This is a genomic window from Psychromonas sp. CNPT3, from assembly GCF_000153405.2.
Classification (GTDB): Bacteria; Pseudomonadota; Gammaproteobacteria; order Enterobacterales; family Psychromonadaceae; genus Psychromonas.
In genome coordinates this window covers 299,898-319,011 of the sequence record NC_020802.1, presented here as the reverse complement: position 1 = coordinate 319,011, position 19,114 = coordinate 299,898, and the positions used below count along the sequence as shown (strand labels likewise).

Genomic DNA, 19,114 nt, shown 5'->3' with positions numbered 1-19,114 from the left:
GTTTTAAGGGTTAAAGATTTACACTTCGTATTGGGGGTTATAAATTTTTTGCATATTCTGGGCAAGGCGCCTTGATGAAAAAGATGAGAGCATCGTTTCTCTTGCCCCAATAGAAAGCGTCTCTCGCAATGCATCATCTTCTAAAAACTGCTTGATAGCATTTTCCCAATCGCACATATTATTGAGTTCGAGTGTTACGCCACTGACATTATCATTAATGATGTATTGATTATCTGAGACGCGACTCGCGATAACAGGCACTGCGCAAGCCATTGATTCAAGAAGCACATTAGGCATACCCTCGAAAAGTGAAGGAAGAACAGTAAAGTCACACGCCGGATATATTTGCTCTACGTGCGCTTGATTACCTAAAAAAATAACCTGATCCTCTAAGCCCGCCTGTTTGATTTTTACTTTAAGTAACGCAGCATAATGATCAGATCCATGCATTCCTGCATGTAACATCTCTCCGACTAATAATAATTTAAAGTGCATACCTGACGCTTTCAATGTAGCTAATACATCGATAATAAACGGATGATTTTTTTGCGCTTTAAAACTTGCAAACATGCCGATAATTTTACGATCTAATGGTAAATTTAATTTTTTTCTGGCGAGGGTTTTATCTCTAGGTTGAAAACGCTGCGTATCCACACCATTATAAACAACGCGATATTTATCTTTTGCTACACCGGTCATTTTAAGATTGTAAGCTGCACCACTTTTTGAATTGGCGACTAAGATATGCACCCAGCTTTTCGTAAGGCGATACGCCATTTTTTGGATTTTTTTCAGTTTATAATTGGTATTACGCTCTGATCCAATTATTTTTATCGGTAAAAAACAGAGGTTACCCGCTAATCTGGATGCTATTTCTGCATCAAACAGAAAACTGTGGATAACATCAAAACGATATTTTCGAAGTAAATTAATTAATTTAGCAACGACAAAAAGATCAAATTTACACTGTTTTTCAATCACATGAACGGGTGTTCCGTCTATAAACTGTGAGGCTAACGGAATATACGCTGACAACGAGCAAACGTGTACATCAAAGTACTGACGATCTATATTATTGACTAATTCCACTATTTGCCGCTGAGCGCCACCAAATTCAAGGTTACTGATAACTACCAATACTTTTGTTTTTAACGACATAAATTAATTACCCTTAACGCGCTTGGCGTGGATCACAATGGTATTGGCTAAATAGCGATTAAATAACGGTTTTTTGTTTATCTTTTGAGTGAGCCATAAACTTAAATTAATATTCCATTTATCCCTAACTAATTTGGGACTGAGTACACCATAAGTACAATAATTGAGGCTTTGCACTTGCAGATCCACGTCATTTAATTGCTGTGCAAAATCATCTGCCGTCCATTGCTGGTGACAAATTGAATGTGTCGAGTGCACTTTTCCTGTTATTTTTGCTTGCAGGCGCTTAAAAGGAGAAAACAAAAAAACTTCGAGCTTACGTAATTTTCTAAATAATGAATTTTTATTAGGGATAGAAATAATGACATCGCCTTGCTTTGTTATTATCCGGCTAATTTCTGCCAAGGCTAAGGCATAAGCCGGAATATATTCCATCACACCTAAACACACGATCACAGAAAAAGACTGATTATTAAAAGGTAATTGCGTTGCAGTAGCTTCTAATATCTCAAATTGTGGATATTTTTTTTGAGCATAAGTCACCATTTGTGGCGAAATATCGACGCCCACACCACTCCAAGGCCCTATAGCGACTACTTTTTCAAGTACATAACCCGTGCCACAACCTAAATCTAGCAACTTATTTTGAGTGGATTTAACCTTTAAGTTGGATAATATATTTTCCGTTAGTGCTAAACGATGCTGTAAATCTAAATGTGAAATGGATAATTCTTTTTGCGTATAGAAATCAGACCATTGTTGACTTACATTATCAAAATGTACCGAAACATGAGCGCGGATCTGCGCTAAAAATGTTTTTTCAAATTTTTGCATCACCGTTTTTTGCTGATGATGTTCCTGATAGTACTGCAGGCAATTTTTAGACATTTCTTGCCAACTATCAATGTCACCCAATAGACTTTTTATTTGTTGCACTAAGCCTAAATAATGTGAGGCCTGATAACCTAATTTATTTTTTTGAATGTGATGATCAGGATCGATACAAGTGATCACAGGGACGCCATAACTCCATGCTTCAAGATAAGTATTAGGGAAACCTTCATAAATCGAAGTATTACAAAGTAACGTACTATTTTGATAAATATTAGGCATATTCAAACGCGCAATTTTACCTAAATAAGAAATGTTCGGCGTGCTCTCAAGCTCTTTTAAAATGTTTTGTATATAAATAGAAGTATCATCACTTGGGCCGATGACCTCAAAGCAAACATCAGGTAGGGCATGCGCTATTTTAATCAGCCATTCTATACGCTTAACTTTATGCAAACGCCCAACCCAAATCACTTTCTGCTTAAAAAATAATTTTTTTGATTTAAAATCAGCATCATAACAAGGAGGAGTACCCGGCATATTGATGACTTCAGCCTGTAGGCTATAATTAGTTTCTAACAATTGTTTTTGTTGATACGTTTGCGTGATCACCACATTGCTATTTTTTAAACCATAACGAAAAAGGATCTTTTCTCGCTTATATTTTAAATTAGGTAAATCTAAGGCGCAATCTGCATCACTTGCTACAGAGTAGATAAAAGGACGTTTGTTCCATTTGCACCAAAAAGCCACCTGCCCCGTCACATATTCTGCACAATTATGATAATAAAGCTCCGCATTAGCTATTCTTAACGCCTTATTTAATGAGCTCCAACGCGGATTTAAAAAACGTAAAATAGGCCATCCATCATCGACTTTACATAATTTTATAATACGTATGCCATCAATATATTCAACGTTCTCTCCACCTTCTGACCAAGTGATCACGGCGACTTGGTGGCCATGCTCAACGAGCCAAAGTGCAAGTAAAGCGGTTTGTCTTTCAACCCCTCCAATATGCCCGGACTCTTCACCCGTTAAGGCGCCATAAGCATTGTGCGCAACGATACAAATATTCATCTTTTCTCCCTATTTAAAGATGTTATGCCGTAAAGCCGATATCGAGAAAAGTAAACGTTTGGGATCTGCAAGGGTAGGTAAATTAAAACGTTTTAAACGCATCAAATCATCACCAATAGTGTTTAAACCTTTATCCGTTGTCGTCGCAAGCTCATAATATTCATTCGTTAAAGCAAGCACCTTGTCGTTATAACTGTTATCGGGATAACAAAATGCATAACAGGCTGTTTTTAAGCGTTGCTCAATAATCTCTTGACTGTTTTTTAATTCATCACGCAAACAGGCATCATCAACATAAGCCAAGCGCGCATGCGTTACACTGTGTCCGCCCACTTCTATGCTTTGGTTTTGCAATTGATGCGCTAACATCTGCCAATCAACAATAGCACCACAATGCGTTGCATCGGGCGCATCACCCAATGCACATCCGAGTTCTTTTTCCAGTTGCTCTGCGAGTTTATGTAAATATTTCTGCATCAGAATGTCAGAACTAAATGCCAGCTTAACTTGCACTCTAAATTGAGCATAAGTGCTTTGTAGCGCACTGCGTGAATGACAGTTAAAGGTAAAGAAAACATTTTTAAGGCGGATTTTTAATAATGGCGCTTTTACTTGTTGTAATATAAAATCCAACCGATCAAACCAAAACGGTATCTGCAAAGATACATGATTTGTGGCTACGAATAATGTCGGTATGATCTCATATTTTTGAAAGATAGATCTCGCATCACTAATATTGTTACGGTAACCATCATCTAAAGTGATCACCAATGCATTTTTAATCGGCATTTTTTGGCCTTTTAAAATAGCCAATGCATCTTGTAATGAAATAAATTTATAATGTTTATTTAGAATAGACAAGCTCATTTCAAGATCGGTTAAAGACGTAAAATCGCGCAGGGGTAGCCAGTTATGTGTCTTCTTTAAATCAATAATACTGTGCATATAAAGAATGGTTATTTTATCTCTCGCCAAATAATGGGCAAGCGCAGTGACCCCTATCAAACTGAGGGAATGTATCACTATCTTTTTTAAAAAATTAATTTTCATCTGTCTAGCATAGCCTCTATTTTTAAGACTGCTGATATTTGTATTTGCAACTAAGCAGGTCTAATATGAGTCTTTAAGCATCCGTTGCGGGAAGATGAATGACCCTTAAAAAAAGATATATCATCCTTTTTGTTAGTTTAAATTTATTAATCATCGCCACAACACACCCACAGGTTATACTCGAAATATCTGCTGAGTGGTGGAGTAATGGTCCATATAGCCACGGCTTATTGGGCTTTGTTTTATGTGCTTTTTGTTTTTGGCAAAAACGCCATGAAATGCCTAAATATCAACCCCACTACCTTGGTATCTTGGGCGTAGTTCTCAGCACAGGCATACTGCTCTTAGCAGATCTCAGCCATTTGGGACAGTTACAAGTACTGAGCTTTTTACTTATTTTTATGGCGTTATTATGTAGCGTTTATGGTTACCCTGTTTTACGCATCTTATTTATTCCTCTAACCATCCTCGCCCTGACTTTACCTATCTGGAACATCTTACAGATCCCTTTGAGAGAGCTATCTACCAGTATTAGCTTCTTTTTCATCAAGTTATACGGTATCTCCGTCTGGCGAGAGAATTACCACATATTAACGCCAGCCGGCACTTTTTTGGTAGAGCAAGCCTGCTCGGGATTAGGCTTTATATTAGCGTCCGCTATTTACGCTTTATTTATTGTCCACATCAAACACATTTCACTACGTAAAGGCCTCTATCTTTTTGGTTTTGCCATTGCCATTGCTCTATTGGCAAACTGGATCCGTATCATCAGTATTATTATTATTGGTAGCCAAACACAGATGCAGCACTTTGTCGTACAAGATCATTTAACCTTTGGATGGTTAGTCTTTGCTGTGTGCTTTCTTATCACTATTTATGTTGCTTCGTACTGTTTTGATTTCCCAGACAAAGTGATAAAACCCACTACAAAGATAGACACCGTCGCCTTTAAAATAAGTTGTCATTATTTACTCAGCATCTCAATTTTATTGATTTTTATGAGTGTATTACCCCATTTAATACAAGCACGCTTTGATAAAGATTATCGATTTAAACTGCCCACTTTTGAGCACTATAAAATATTAGGCTCACAATATAAACAAAGCCCAAATTGGGCGCCAAATTACATCGGCGCAAGCTCAACAGAATTTATGTTTTTAATGCAGAACGAGACACTCATACAAATTTACGTGGCTAATTACAGGCAACAAACACAAGGTAAAGAGCTTATTTTTATCGGAAACCGTCTTTTTACTCATAAAAATTGGTCAATATGGAAAACAGAAAAATTAGCCATTAGTGGCACCTTAAAAAATGTAAATTTACTCACTTTACGTAAAAATAAAAACAGGATCCGTTTTATTGCCTTTTTTTATGTCATTAATGGCCATTTTATGAGCAGTAAAAACAACGTGAAAATAGCGACGATCCTTGCAGCCCTTAAAGGCCAACCAGGATCAAGCCTCATTGCGATTAGTGTTGATAGTCCGTTAAAAGATAATGCTAAAGCGAAAAAAATATTAACCGATCTCATCAGCGAAATTTTAACGCCTACAAAATAAGGTCTTTATGCAAACTGTCACTTGGTATTTTAAGCGTATACAACGCATGTCAGCCAAAGAAATATATTGGCGAGTAGGCGCTCTGCAATACCGCCTACAAGAACATTTGCGTGTAAAATTAAATTTCCCTGCAACGGCTAAATTTAAAGAAGATCATCCAAAAGAAGCCCCTTTTCATGTTTTTTATGGCGATTTTTCACACTATTTAACGCCTTGGAAAGCAGCTCTCTGCCATAAAGCAGAAAAAGTATTACAACATCAACTGAGCTACTTTGATTTAGAAAATAAAGATCATGGATCCCCAATCGATTGGCATAAAGATCACAGTACCGGCCAAAACAGTAGCCTCGCACCTATTTTATATATTAATTACCGCGATGTGAGCGTAAATGGCGACTGTAAACTTATTTGGGAACCAAATCGCCATCATCAACTGGTCATACTGGCACGTGCTTATTGCGCGACAAAAGATAAAAAATATGCACTCGGTGTCCAAGCCCAACTAAATAGTTGGCTAGATGCCAACCCTTATGGACACGGCATGAATTGGTGCAATCCTCTCGAAATAGGGATCCGATTAATCAATTGGACATGGGCAATTGATTTGACTCGTGACGCTGACATTTTTAAAGGTGACTTTAAAAAACGCGTTCTTAACGCTATTTTTTTACAATGCAGGGAAATAGATTGTAAATTTTCTCAAGGGTCGTCTGCGAACAATCACTTGGTAGGAGAAACTGCCGGTTTATATATTGCCTCAACTTATTTTTGCCAATTTAGCTTAAGTGCACGTTGGCAAAAACGCAGTAAACAGATATTAGAAACACAAATAGTGGCACAAACTTACCCTGATGGGGGAAGTAAAGAGCACGCCTTTAGTTATCAGTTTTTTGTGTTTCAACTCTACCTTTTTGCGGCGCAAGTAGGAAAAAAGGTAAACGACACTTTCAGTGATACCTTTAATTCGCACTTACAACAAATTGCTTTGTTTATTGCGGGTATTGCACAAGGTGGGAAAAAATATCCTATGTTAGGCGACCAAGATGATGGTTATGTACTAGATCTTGGCGATCACGTGCATAACGTTAGCGCCTTGTGCGCCATTGCCAACCATCTATCCCCTCACCCCTTATTACAGAAAAATATTACAAGCAATCCAGAAAGTGCTTTTTGGTTATTTTCAAAAAATATTGACGCGCCCCTTTGCAAGGTGGCTGAAACGTTGCATAGCCAAGCATTTAAAGACTCTGGTTATTACTTATTACAAGCAGGCTCAATGCATGAACTCAATCAAGTCAGTGTGCTTTTTGATTGTGCACCCTTAGGTTATACCGCTATCGCAGCACACGGTCATGCTGACGCATTAAGCTTTATTGTTCGACTTAATGGAGACGACCTATTAGTTGATTGCGGTACTTATGATTATTATCGATTTCCACAATGGCGAGAACACTTTTGTAAAACGCAGTCTCATAATTGCATTGAAATTGACCGTTTAGATCAATCACAACGCAGTGGCCCGTTCATGTGGGAAAAACACGCGCAAAGCCAATGTTTATTGTGGGAACCAAATGCGGCGGGGGGTAATGTCAGTGCTTCACATAATGGCTATCAACGCCTTGCATCTCCACTTTTACACCAGCGCGATATCAGTTTAGATGCGCAGCAAAAAGAGCTACACATTCACGACATTTTAAGTACTCAAGGAACCCATCAAGTCCGCCTTTATTTACATTTTGGCGAGCAATGTGAACACATTAAAATAGAAGGGAATAGCTGCACTTTACGTTTAGGGGATCTAAGTATTAGCCTTTATTTTGCAGAGGAGCTACAACTAAGTTTGATCCAAGGCCAAGAAAATACCGATAAGCAAGCCCCGTCACTCGGCTGGATAAGTCGAGGTTATCATCAAAAAAGTAGTATCACCACGCTCTGTGCAAGCACCAGCATAAATAGCAGCACAAGCTTTATCACCCGTATAAAATGGCAATAAACAGGATCATTTTTTAGCGGCTTTAAAATAAGCGCCTGTTGGCCATATTTTAAATAGGTACAGGGGTAGGTTTTTAATTTTATTTTGAAAAACAAAAAGTTGAGTGCCTATCTTTTGAGTGGCAGACCAACGCGCTTTATGATCGCTATATCCGCCTAAAAAGTCATAGGTATGTAGCTTTTCAGCAAGGCACTTGTGGATCACACCATGACGTAAAACCTGTCCACACCCGCCTAAAAAATAGGGATCATAACCTTCTTGCAAGGCAAAAAACGTCCCTTCATAAACATAACCCAATTGCATTGCTTTAATCTCACAGAGGCTCTCTAAGTAAGCGAGTCTTAACCAACCTTTAGAAAATGCCAGAGGGATGAATGCCTGATAAAAAGACAATAATGCAGGGCTACGTTGAAAACTTCCCTGTAAATTTTTATATTGCCAGTGTTGCTGATGTAAATGAAAAAATTGTTGAAGTAACGGCGCTACATCTTCTTTTGATTGACAATATCCAATCTGCCAATCCCCTAAACGCTGTAACTTGCGCTTTGTTTGGCCTATATTTTTAAGCAGACGTTTACTGCCTATCTCAACAAGGGAGACCTCTTCATTTACTAGCGTTATAGATGAAAAGTCAATCTCTCTTTGTTGCGACTTTAATGCACTGACCTGGTGAAATGATGAGAGTAAGCACTTAGCTGACGTTTTCCAGCTACCTATATTACTTAACCAAATCACGTCCCAGCGTCCTTTTATCTCTGTTGACAATAAACTTTGCCATAAGGCTTTTTTTAAATCTGCACGGCGCGATTTTAAAACAATAAAATCCGCATACTCAGCGCCACTGTGCGTATCTCCCAAACAGCATAAAGCTTTATATTTAATGACATGAAGAAATCGATAAGAACAACAATAAAAAGGGGCAATAGCGACAATGTCATCATCTTCAAGGAGTAAAATAATGCATAATTTAATATTCTTACGTTGACTAAGTGACCAGCAAGAGATCCATTCCCAACTTAAAAAAATGCTGTTTGCATCGCTTTGCTGTAGCAGTTTTGTCCAATCTGAGCGTAGCGTATCAAAATCATTCCAATTATCAATAACACGCACTCGGTACATAGCCTTTCCTTTTTAAAAAAAATAAAACAGACATTTTTTATAGCGCGCAGACTCTCATAATGAAAATATATAATAGTACATAAATACAAAAGGCGCATTCTGTACCTATACTCAATTTTTTTACAGAATCGCTTTTTGTGCATAGGAATATATAACGATATGATACCTATAAGGATATTAACCGTCTTTGGCACGCGCCCTGAAGCCATTAAAATGGCACCTTTAGTCACTTTACTCGCAAATGATGTGGACATTGAAAGTCGCCTTTGCGTGACGGGCCAACACCGAGAAATGCTCGATCAAGTCTTAACACTTTTCTCTCTGGTGCCCGATTATGACTTAAATATCATGCACAAAGAACAATCGTTATATACGATCACCGCCACCATCATTTTAGCACTCGAACCCATCATTAAAGAGTTTAATCCCCATGTTATCCTCGTCCATGGCGATACAAGTACCACTTTTTCAACCAGTTTGGCGGCTTTTTATCAACAGATCCCCATTGCCCACATTGAAGCCGGATTACGCACCGGAAATTTACACTCTCCTTGGCCTGAAGAAGGTAATCGAAAATTAACCGCCAGCTTAACTGATCTACACTTTTCACCCACACAATATGCTAAAAATAATCTATTAGCAGAATCGATTGCCAGTGAAAGAATTAGCGTCACCGGTAATACCGTGATAGATGCACTTTTTCAAATAACCAACAAATTAGAAAATGATAAAAATTTACAACGACAATTGGCATCTCAATTTAAACAGCTCGATCCCAATAAAAAATTAATATTAGTCACAGGCCACCGCAGGGAAAGCTTTGGTGATGGTTTTGAACGCATTTGTGAAGCACTTGCAACTACCGCGCGCTTGCACAAAGAAATACAAATAATTTACCCAGTGCATCTAAACCCGCAAGTACAAGAGCCGGTCAATCGTATTTTAAAAAATTTAGATAATGTTTTTTTAATTGATCCTTTAGATTATTTACCTTTCGTTTATTTAATGACGAAAAGTTATTTTATTTTAACCGACTCAGGGGGCATTCAAGAAGAAGCGCCGAGTCTTGGAAAGCCGGTTCTTGTTATGCGCGACAGCACTGAGCGCCCCGAAGCTGTCGAGGCAGGAACAGTACGATTAGTTGGCACGAACAAAGACAATATAATCAATGAAATTTCTTATTTATTAAATGATAACGATCATTACAAAACAATGAGTCTCGCGCATAACCCCTATGGGGACGGGAATGCTTGTCAAAAAATAATAGTAAAAATAAAGGATCACTACCAAGTAGATAAAACCCCATCCATTTAGATTTTATTAAGGGTTATTATGAGTTTTAAAAAAATATCAGTCATTGGTCTCGGCTATATTGGCTTACCTACAGCAGCCATTTTAGCATCAAGAGGCATGCTCGTTATCGGCGTCGAAATCAACAAAGAAGCGGTTGATACTATTAACGCGGGTAAAATCCACATTGTAGAGCCCGATTTAGATATTATTGTGCGCAGTGTTGTCGCCACAGGAAATCTGCGCGCCAGCACTCAAGCGGAGCCTGCAGAGGTGTTTTTAGTTGCTGTTCCCACGCCATTTATAGAAAATTCTGATAATAAAAAAGAGCCTGATTTACATTTTATTGAATCGGCGGCTAAAATGATTGCCCCCGTTTTAGAAAAAGGAAATTTAGTCATATTAGAGTCGACATCTCCGGTAGGCACCACTGAAAAACTGGCGAATTGGCTTGCCAAAGCGCGCCCTGATTTAACGTTTCCTCAGCACCATGGTGATGATGCAGATATCAAGATCGCACATTGCCCTGAGCGCGTACTACCAGGACAAATACTCCAAGAGCTGGTCTCTAATGATCGTTTAATTGGCGGTATGAGCAAAGCCTGCAGTCAGCTCGCCGTTGAGCTCTACCGTATTTTTGTCCGCGGTGAATGCGTTATAACCAGTGTACGTACTGCTGAAATGGCCAAATTAACTGAAAATTCATTTAGAGATGTCAACATTGCTTTTGCTAATGAACTTTCTATGATGTGTGACCAATTGCACATTAATGTATGGGAGTTGATCCGTTTAGCCAATCGCCACCCTCGTGTCAACATTTTAAACCCGGGCCCGGGCGTTGGAGGGCATTGCATTGCTGTCGATCCTTGGTTTCTGGTACATACATGCCCTGAGCATGCAAAATTAATAAAACAAGCACGCTTAACCAATGAATATAAGCCCAAGCATGTATTACAACAAATTATAAAAGCAGCCGACGCCTTTAAAAAACCCGTTATTGCATGTTTAGGCTTAGCTTTTAAAGCTGACATTGACGATTTGCGGGAAAGCCCTGCCTTGCAAATAGTGCAACAATTAGGCGAGCAAAAAACAGCTAAATTACTTGCCGTAGAGCCCCACATAAATAAATTACCCGATAATCTAAGAAACCTTGGCATTGAATTAGTCAGCTTAGAAAAAGCATTAGAGGAGGCCAACATTGTCGTCATTTTAGTGGATCATACGGTATTTAAGCGCGCCACGAAGGAGACGCACTTTGCAACCAAAGTCGTCATAGACACACGCGGGATCATTTAATCTATGTTGAGCCTTTTTTCTCTTTCTACTGCCTCTGTTTATCTTTCTATGGGCGTTGAGCTTGCTTTGCTTGGTGGGTGTTTGTTTTATATACCGAAAAAAGAAATTAAATATAGCCTGATCCTAATGGCGGTTTTATCTGCACTTTGGCAATATAATTTCACATCACATCCCTTACATGAACACGCCCTGATAGGCCATTTCCAAAGTTTTGAGATACTGCGTTATTGTGGGTTTTTATTGGTTTTATTAGCAATGCTTAGTAATGCTAAGCGCTTAACCTTATCGCGTTATTGGACGCTCAGCGTTGCTATTGTCATCGTTGCTATTAGCACATTAGTAATATTTAATATTAAGTTACCCAGTACTACCCTTGTTTCGTTTAATATGTATCTCTATGTCAAAATAATGTTTTGTTTATTAATGATTGTGGTTGCAGAGCAATTGTTACGCCATCTTGATGCTTGCCGAATTGCAAAGTTTATAACCTTACTGTTACTCAGCCAGATTATTTATGATTTGATCCTACATTGTGCATTACTATTGAACATTATAAATAATAATGTTTTTTGGCAAGCTCGCTCTTTTATCGCCAGTATGATGACCGTTTTACTAACGATAGGGATCCTAGTCACCCCCTTTGAAGTTCATAAAAACGACCAGTGGCAACTCTCCAATAGCGTCATCATTTTTAATTTTAGTATTATTTTTGTCGCCCTCTTTTTAATTATCATTGCCCTATTAAGCCTCGTCGTGCACTACCTACAATTACCATGGGCAACGCTCGCCTCTATATTATTTTATGTTTTAGCCTTGTTGTGTATTGCTTGCTTATATTGCATGCAAAAATTTAGACGCAAAGTAAATATTTTTCTAAGTAAACATATCTTTAAACATGCCTATGACCATCATAAACAATGGTTAAAGTTAGATGCCTTATTAGGATCACAACCCCAAAGCATGAGCAGTAATGATATTGCTCTCAATGCAATGCTTAAGCTCTTTGAGTGTGATTCTGGCGGTTTATGGCTACAGGGAAAACAATTTTATTCGCAGCGAGCCCAGCAGAAAATTAATATTGATCAAGCCCAAAGCAGTATTAAAAAAGATTCTCAATTAATCTCCTATATGTTTCAACATCATTGGATTTATCAAAGCAGTGATCAATCGGTTGATGCAGATGAGCAAGCCAAAGCTTATTTACCAGCTTGGTTTGTTGAAAATAAAAACAGCTGGCTTATCGTTCCCTTAGTGTATCAAGATGATTTATTAGGCTTTATATACCTTTGCAAAGAATACGACATTTCGCCTTTGACCTGGGAAGATATCGATATTTTACAATTAACAGGCAAACAAATAGCCAGTTATTTAGCGCAGCAACGTAATGCTGAAAAGTTAAGACAAAATGAACAATTTGAACTTTTTCATCAAATTAGTGCATTTGCCATCCATGACATAAAAAACTTGGTGGCACAGCAAAGCTTGATGATTAAAAATGCCGATAAGTTTAAAGATTCACCTGAATTTATCGATGATATGATTTTAACCCTCAGTAATTCTGTGCAGAAAATGGAGCAATTACTGCTCAAATTACGCCAAGATAATAAACAAAAAAACAGCAGAGTAGATATGATCGCATTACTCGAAAATGCGCTAAAAATGAATCAACATGCCAAGCCTACACCGATTTTAAATTTAAAATGTACGCACGGCTTTGTACGCGCAGAATATGACGAATTATTAATGGTCATTAATCACCTTTTACAAAATGCATTCGATGCCACAAATGAAAATGGCACCATCACGATCACATTAAGTAGACAAGACTCGCAATTCTGCATAAATATTGAAGATTCTGGCTGTGGAATGCAGCAAAATTTTATAAATGAACTATTATTCAAACCATTTTCTAGTACTAAAAACGATCAAAGTATGGGCTTAGGTGCTTACCAAATCAGAGAAATAATTCATCAATTTGAGGGTGAAGTATTAGTACAAAGTAAACCAAATAAAGGCACGACTTTTTCTATTTATTTGCCATTAGATAACCTTGGATAAGCTCAGAAATAGATAATCTTTATTTACAAAGGCGTATCGCGCACATGAAAAATACATTTCTATTATTACTTTTTACACTAGTAAGTGCCTGTAGCGCACCACTAGAAATCCCTGAACCGGGAATTGCAGTTAGCGAATATAAAATTGGTATCGACGACCAACTTTTTATTAACGTTTGGAAAAACCCCGATATCTCTTTAAATGCATTGGTACGTCCCGATGGGATGATTTCAGTGCCTTTAATTGGAGATATTCAGGCAGCCTCTTTATCGAGTGAAGTATTGGCTGAAAATATAACAAAAGCGTTAAGTAAGTATATTAGAACGCCCGAAGTTACGGTGATTTTAACCGCATCTCAAAGTGCTAATTATTTAAACCGTTTACGTATTACCGGTGCGATAAATGCGCCACAATCTCGCCCTTATCAACGAGGCATGACCGTGCTAGATCTTGTTTTAGAAGCGGGAAGTCTAACCGATTTTGCAGATGGTGATGCCACTATTTTATACCGAAAAACCGCTGACGGTATAAAACGTTATTCGATCCAACTCGATCAAATAATAAAAAAAGGTGATATATCTACAAACTATGAACTACAACCCGCTGACATTTTAATTATACCTGAGAGTCTATTTTAATTATGGAAACAAATGAAATTTTCAAATACTTAACAACAGCATGGCATGAACTTAGTTTACATAAGTTCAAAGTTGCGCTGTTCGCGACCTTGTTTAGTTTTATTATTTTATTTCTCGGCATGCTTAATTCAACCATGTTCCATAGTGCGATCACACTTTATACCGATACTCAAAATATCATTAAACCCTTGCTTGGAAAACAAACTGAAGTCACTGGCATCAAGCAAAATAGAGCAACACAAGTCCGTGATATTATTTACTCTCCAAGACAATTAAACAAAGTATTAGATAAAATCTATGGGAAAAACCATTTCACAGATCCACTGCAAAAAGAAAATAAATTAACCCAATTACGCCAAAATTTAAACATCACAGGCCTCTCTGGAAATTATATTAAAATTGCCTTTAGTAATGATGATGCAGATACTACCTTTCGCATTTTAAATACCGTAGTTTCTCTTTTTATTGAAGATAGTGCCAATCATAAACGCCAAGAAAGCCGTAATGCATTTGATTTTATTAGCCAACAAGTTGAAACCTATAAGAGGAAACTGTTACTCGCCGAAAAAAACCTAAAGCATTTTAAATCCACACATTTAGAGGGTACTGAAACGGAAGTTGATGCGCGTATTTCAACGCTACGCACCCAGATTGAATCCTTGAAAATTCAAAAAATGGAAAGTAAAAGCCGAATTTCTTCCTTAAAAAAACAACTATTCTCACAAAAAAAATTCTCCAGTCGTGATTATGAAGCATCCATTTACCACTCGCGCTTAAAAGATTTACAAGAAAATTTAAGCAGTCTTTTATTAGCTTACAAAGATGATTATCCCGAAGTCATTGAACTTCGCTATCAAATTACAGACTTACAAAATTCATTAAAAAATGTATACAGCGCAAAAAAAGCAAGAGAGTCTTTGGTCCATGATTTCAACCCTCTTTACAGTGAAATAAGCAGTAAACTTTCCAACTCTCAAATTGAATTTATCACCCTTAATAACCGTTTAAATGCATTTAAAGTATTATTAGAAAACGCCTACGAGAGACAAAAGCAGATTGCCAATAATCAAGCGGAACTGAGCGAGCTTAATCGTGATAATAACGTCACCAAAAAACTCTATGAAGACATGCTTGCTAATAAAGAAAAGGCGCGCTTATCTATGGTCTTAGATATTCAAGGACAAGGTGTTAATTACAAAATTCAAGAGCCAGCGAATTACCCAACGAGGCCATCAGGCATACGTTTTTTACACTTTTTCCTCAGTGGCCCTATCATTGCTTTTATACTGATTTTTGTATTATTTAATATTAAAATAATTTTAGATACGAAGATCCGTTTTACATCTCAACTCGATAATATGCGTAATTGTGTGGTTATCGCGAGTTTCCAACACATACAAAGCCCAGCACAAAAACGTCACATTCAGGTAGAAAATAAATTGTTGTGCCTTTACTTGATAATAGCTTTAAGTATTTATATTGCCGTCGCACTCGCGCATAAATATCACCTGTCTCCTACGCAAATAATTAACTGGATAGGCCAATTAATATGAATATAGAAAAAAATTCAGAAGATCTCTTGCATGCACAGCATCAAGCGGCTGAAAATGAAAAACAGAGTCGGCAGCAAATCAGTTCAATGCAAGAAGATCAACAATTAAGCAATGCTGAATTAGACGATCTTAAAATAATTTATGCAGGTACAAAGGATTACCAAGCGCTCAATGAATATCGAGAACTGCGCACAAAACTGCTAAATCGATGCGATCATAAAAACTTTGTTTGCATGATATCAAGTATTACGCCCGGTGCAGGTAGCACCCATATTAGTATTAATTTAGCGGCCAGTATTGCTTTAGATCTCAGTAAAACCGCATTAATTATTGATTGTAATACGCATAATAAAACGTCTCCTAACTACTTTAAAATAAAATCTGAGTTTGGGTTAACCAATTTTTTAGGTCAAGATACTGATGACATTGAAGATATTATTTACCAGTCTGGGATCCCCCGTGTACGCTTTATTCCCATTGGCATCAAAAAAGAGTCGGCTGCAGAATATTTTTCTTCTGAGAAAATGGAACTCTTTATTCAGCGCCTTAAAGAGCGCTACCCGGATCGCTTTATCATCCTTGATACACCGCCCATCGAGCGCCACGCCGAAAGCCAAATTTTAGTCTCTTTATGCGACTTTACCCTTTTAGTCACGCGTTATGCAAAAGCAAGTAAAGATCAAATACAAGCGGCCATTGATCTCGTGGGTGAAGAAAAACTCGCTGGAATTATTTTTAATAATTAAGGCCTTAATATGACTCACTTTTCTGCTATTTTGCGTATATTATTTGTAGTTTTAATGGGAGCACTGCCTTTATCTAGCCAAGCGAGCGCATCCGATCGCGCGCCACAAGATAATTTTATTCGCTTTGCTTTGGACTACGAACATAGCAATAACATTTACAAATCAAACCATAATGCAGAAAAAAATCAACGACTCAAAGGCGAAGTCGAGCTAAATTACAAACGTAAACGACAGTCTAATAAACTTTCTTTATCTTATCTGGCGCAATATAAAGATGAAAGTCATAGCCGCTTAGAGAACTCTAACTTTTGGCAAGGTAAAGGGGCTTTTACACAAAATATTTTTAATAAAAACTTCGTCTTTGCTATCAGCCATCAACGTCAGCGCTTTATTATTGATCAACAACAATCGGATTTAGATAATAATAAAACAGAAAGGGACCTTTTTGTGATTGAGCAATATTGGCATATTCCCTACTCCAATCGCAACCGCGTCAGTTTACATGTGCAACACAGTAATGCGCGCTTTAAAGACTATAAAGCGAAAGATAGCGCACAAAATAGTGCGGATGTTAGCTGGTTACATAAATTAAATAAAAAATCCCAACTACAATTCACGTACCGTTATAGCGAAAATGAATTTAATGAGCCCTCGCAACGTTACTACGAACAAAATTTCGCAGCCCAATATTCTGGCATCTATCAATTTGGCGAATATCTTTTTGGCATCGGTAAAAGCTACGTTAAAAAAGAACAGATAAAAATGGAAGGCCTTAACTACCACTTCAGGATAAATGCACGCATTAAAGCCCATCTATTTTCCATTGAAGCGCAACGCGCCTTAAGTAACTCATCCTTTCGAGGGGATAATAACTATGAGTTAGATTTTCAAGAGAACCAATTGCTATGGAGTACAGAAAGCGCATTTTTATATGAATATGCCATGTTAAATGAGCGTCTTTTGAGCAATAACCGTTTATATCAGAATATTGATGAAACAATGGCTGAATATAATCAAAAGCAAAGCACGAAAGAAAAAGGGATTGAGAGTCAGCTTAGCTGGCAGCTAAATAAACAATGGCGTCTTTTAGTCTCTGCCGATTATAGTCATGCAACGCTCTACAATTCGATGCATAAAAAACGCTTTGAAAGTCTTATTGCGGGACGCTTTAATCTTTCATCTGCGCTCTACATCGAACTTAGCGCAAGCTATGAGAATGAAAAAACAAAAGAAAATAATAAAAATTATAACGAAACACATTATAACACGCGCATTGCATACACTTATTAGCACTGCGTCAGCTTAGGCAGAAAAGGAGCTCATTTTGAAAAAAGAAGATCGCGAGACTTTATTGATCGTAGAAGACGATATCGGATTGCTAACCCAATTAAAATGGCATTTTTCGACCTATCATGTGATCACTGCAACTAGGCGAGAAGAAGCCATTAATGCTATCCGCTTACATGAGCCTAGTGTGATGATCCAAGATCTTGGTATTCCTCCTGATGCTGATGGTGTTAGTGAAGGTTTTGAGCTATTACGTCAAGCGTTGCACTTAAGTCCACATATGAAAGTTATTGTGATGACGGGTAATGACTGTAATGATAATGCGATCAAAGCCGTTAACTTAGGTGCTTACGATTTTTACAGTAAACCCGTTGAAGCGCAAACACTCGATCTTATTGTCAAACGCGCGTTACATATGTATCAAATAGAAACTAAAAATAGAGAGTTTCAATTACTCGAGCCAAGCCTCTTAGAAGGGCTTATCACCGCCGATGAGCATATGCTTAACGTCTGCAAGCAAATACGGAAAATAGCCCCCACTAATGTGGCTTGCTTAATACTCGGAGAAAGTGGCACTGGCAAAGAAGTGCTTGCTAAAGCATTACATAATTTAAGTTTACGCAGTAAATATCCCTTTATTGCTATTAACTGCGCGGCCTTACCTGAAAACTTATTTGAAAGTGAGCTCTTTGGCTATGAAAAAGGCGCCTTTACCGGGGCGGTAAAAAGCACTTTAGGGAAGTTTGAGCTCGCCAATAAGGGCACTATATTTTTAGATGAAATAGGTGAAATGCCACTCTTATTGCAAGCAAAGCTGTTACGTTTTTTACAAGAAAAAGTGATCGAGCGACTTGGTGGACGAGATCTGATCCAATTAGATACGCGCATTATTTGTGCTACGAATCGAAATCTAGAACAAATGATGCAAGAAGGGACTTTTAGAGAAGATCTCTATTATCGTATTGCGGAGATCCAAATTGATATTCCCGCTCTTCGAGAGCGTAATGCAGATAAAGTATTATTGGCACGCTACCTACTCAAAAAATACCTTCGAGAAGAAAACTTTAAAAGCGTTTCTTTTAGTGATGATGCGATCCAAAGTATCGAAGCACATCATTGGCCAGGCAATATTAGAGAGCTAAATAATAAAATTGTACGCGCGATCATTATGCACGAAGGTAAATATATTCAACCTCACGATTTAGGCTTAAAAAACAGCAATGTTGCTGTTCTTAATTTAAAAGCAGTACGTCAGCAAGCAGAAACACAGGCGATAAAAAGTGCACTCATACAACATGAATATAATATTTCAGCCAGTGCAAAGGCGCTCGGCATCACTCGGCCCACATTGTATGACTTAATGAAAAAATATCACATTAGTACTCAAGAGGCATTATCCGAGATACACCAAGAAATCGAGATCAAATAAAGACATTATCCATTACATAAAAAA

Annotated in this window: 14 protein-coding genes; 10 read left to right on the top strand and 4 right to left on the bottom strand. The window is 37.7% G+C overall.

Translation table 11 applies throughout. The annotated features are described in order from the left end of the window. Positions 1-18: 18 nt before the first annotated feature. The 3 genes from PCNPT3_RS01455 to PCNPT3_RS01445 are packed head-to-tail and all read right to left on the bottom strand — an operon-like array spanning position 19 to position 4,119. On the bottom strand, positions 19-1,158 hold the full coding sequence (locus tag PCNPT3_RS01455; protein ID WP_015464097.1) for a glycosyltransferase: 1,140 nt from the start codon (positions 1,156-1,158) through the stop codon (positions 19-21). Positions 1,159-1,161: 3 nt separating this feature from the next. Further along, positions 1,162-3,069, bottom strand: coding sequence for a methyltransferase domain-containing protein (locus tag PCNPT3_RS13470; RefSeq protein WP_015464096.1), 1,908 nt, complete (start codon positions 3,067-3,069; stop codon positions 1,162-1,164). 9 nt (positions 3,070-3,078) lie between these two features. Further along, positions 3,079-4,119 carry a polysaccharide deacetylase family protein gene (locus tag PCNPT3_RS01445; RefSeq protein ID WP_015464095.1) on the bottom strand — a complete coding sequence of 347 codons (1,041 nt, stop codon included), beginning with the start codon at positions 4,117-4,119 and terminating at the stop codon, positions 3,079-3,081. 98 nt (positions 4,120-4,217) lie between these two features. Here PCNPT3_RS01445 and PCNPT3_RS01440 point away from each other — a divergent pair, with 98 nt between their 5' ends. Next, positions 4,218-5,681, top strand: coding sequence for an exosortase C-terminal domain/associated protein EpsI (locus PCNPT3_RS01440; protein WP_015464094.1), 1,464 nt, complete (start codon positions 4,218-4,220; stop codon positions 5,679-5,681). A 7-nt stretch (positions 5,682-5,688) separates the two neighbouring features. After that, on the top strand, positions 5,689-7,674 hold the full coding sequence (locus tag PCNPT3_RS01435) for a heparinase II/III family protein (protein WP_015464093.1): 1,986 nt from the start codon (positions 5,689-5,691) through the stop codon (positions 7,672-7,674). A gap of 6 nt (positions 7,675-7,680) precedes the next feature. Here the strand turns inward: PCNPT3_RS01435 and PCNPT3_RS01430 are convergent, their stop codons facing one another. Next, complete coding sequence (locus tag PCNPT3_RS01430; RefSeq protein WP_015464092.1) at positions 7,681-8,793, bottom strand: GNAT family N-acetyltransferase; 1,113 nt, start codon at positions 8,791-8,793, stop codon at positions 7,681-7,683. A gap of 159 nt (positions 8,794-8,952) precedes the next feature. Here PCNPT3_RS01430 and wecB point away from each other — a divergent pair, with 159 nt between their 5' ends. Genes wecB through prsR form a run of 8 tightly spaced genes read left to right on the top strand, consistent with a single transcriptional unit; the run spans position 8,953 to position 19,090 of the window. Next, complete coding sequence (gene wecB / locus PCNPT3_RS01425; protein ID WP_015464091.1) at positions 8,953-10,107, top strand: non-hydrolyzing UDP-N-acetylglucosamine 2-epimerase; 1,155 nt, start codon at positions 8,953-8,955, stop codon at positions 10,105-10,107. 18 nt (positions 10,108-10,125) lie between these two features. Further along, positions 10,126-11,379 carry a UDP-N-acetyl-D-mannosamine dehydrogenase gene (gene wecC, locus PCNPT3_RS01420; protein WP_015464090.1) on the top strand — a complete coding sequence of 418 codons (1,254 nt, stop codon included), beginning with the start codon at positions 10,126-10,128 and terminating at the stop codon, positions 11,377-11,379. A 3-nt stretch (positions 11,380-11,382) separates the two neighbouring features. Beyond that, the gene (gene prsK, locus PCNPT3_RS01415; RefSeq protein ID WP_015464089.1) at positions 11,383-13,437 is read left to right on the top strand and encodes an XrtA/PEP-CTERM system histidine kinase PrsK; all 2,055 of its coding nucleotides are present in this window, start codon (positions 11,383-11,385) and stop codon (positions 13,435-13,437) included. Between the two features lie 44 nt (positions 13,438-13,481). Next, entirely contained in the window at positions 13,482-14,075 is a 594-nt protein-coding gene (locus PCNPT3_RS01410) for an XrtA/PEP-CTERM system exopolysaccharide export protein (RefSeq protein ID WP_015464088.1), read from the top strand. 2 nt (positions 14,076-14,077) lie between these two features. Then, a complete protein-coding gene (locus tag PCNPT3_RS01405) occupies positions 14,078-15,628 on the top strand; it encodes a chain-length determining protein (RefSeq protein ID WP_015464087.1) in 1,551 nt (516 codons plus the stop codon). Continuing rightward, the gene (locus PCNPT3_RS01400; RefSeq protein WP_015464086.1) at positions 15,625-16,374 is read left to right on the top strand and encodes an AAA family ATPase; all 750 of its coding nucleotides are present in this window, start codon (positions 15,625-15,627) and stop codon (positions 16,372-16,374) included. The genes PCNPT3_RS01405 and PCNPT3_RS01400 overlap by 4 nt, the downstream gene beginning before the upstream one ends. Positions 16,375-16,383: 9 nt before the next feature. Continuing rightward, a complete protein-coding gene (locus PCNPT3_RS01395; RefSeq protein ID WP_015464085.1) occupies positions 16,384-17,664 on the top strand; it encodes a hypothetical protein in 1,281 nt (426 codons plus the stop codon). Between the two features lie 34 nt (positions 17,665-17,698). Continuing rightward, on the top strand, positions 17,699-19,090 hold the full coding sequence (gene prsR / locus PCNPT3_RS01390; RefSeq protein WP_015464084.1) for a PEP-CTERM-box response regulator transcription factor: 1,392 nt from the start codon (positions 17,699-17,701) through the stop codon (positions 19,088-19,090). Positions 19,091-19,114 lie beyond the last annotated feature (24 nt).

What these genes read in the sequence shown, in the direction of transcription:
- PCNPT3_RS01395 (WP_015464085.1), top strand. Translation starts at nt 16,384, where the DNA reads ATGACTCACTTTTCTGCTATTTTGCGTATATTATTTGTAGTTTTAATG.
- PCNPT3_RS01435 (WP_015464093.1), top strand. Translation starts at nt 5,689, where the DNA reads ATGCAAACTGTCACTTGGTATTTTAAGCGTATACAACGCATGTCAGCC.
- PCNPT3_RS01440 (WP_015464094.1), top strand. Translation starts at nt 4,218, where the DNA reads ATGACCCTTAAAAAAAGATATATCATCCTTTTTGTTAGTTTAAATTTA.
- PCNPT3_RS01405 (WP_015464087.1), top strand. Translation starts at nt 14,078, where the DNA reads ATGGAAACAAATGAAATTTTCAAATACTTAACAACAGCATGGCATGAA.
- wecB (WP_015464091.1), top strand. Translation starts at nt 8,953, where the DNA reads ATGATACCTATAAGGATATTAACCGTCTTTGGCACGCGCCCTGAAGCC.
- PCNPT3_RS01430 (WP_015464092.1), bottom strand. Translation starts at nt 8,793, where the DNA reads ATGTACCGAGTGCGTGTTATTGATAATTGGAATGATTTTGATACGCTA.
- PCNPT3_RS01400 (WP_015464086.1), top strand. Translation starts at nt 15,625, where the DNA reads ATGAATATAGAAAAAAATTCAGAAGATCTCTTGCATGCACAGCATCAA.
- PCNPT3_RS01410 (WP_015464088.1), top strand. Translation starts at nt 13,482, where the DNA reads ATGAAAAATACATTTCTATTATTACTTTTTACACTAGTAAGTGCCTGT.
- PCNPT3_RS13470 (WP_015464096.1), bottom strand. Translation starts at nt 3,069, where the DNA reads ATGAATATTTGTATCGTTGCGCACAATGCTTATGGCGCCTTAACGGGT.
- wecC (WP_015464090.1), top strand. Translation starts at nt 10,126, where the DNA reads ATGAGTTTTAAAAAAATATCAGTCATTGGTCTCGGCTATATTGGCTTA.
- PCNPT3_RS01445 (WP_015464095.1), bottom strand. Translation starts at nt 4,119, where the DNA reads ATGAAAATTAATTTTTTAAAAAAGATAGTGATACATTCCCTCAGTTTG.
- PCNPT3_RS01455 (WP_015464097.1), bottom strand. Translation starts at nt 1,158, where the DNA reads ATGTCGTTAAAAACAAAAGTATTGGTAGTTATCAGTAACCTTGAATTT.
- prsK (WP_015464089.1), top strand. Translation starts at nt 11,383, where the DNA reads ATGTTGAGCCTTTTTTCTCTTTCTACTGCCTCTGTTTATCTTTCTATG.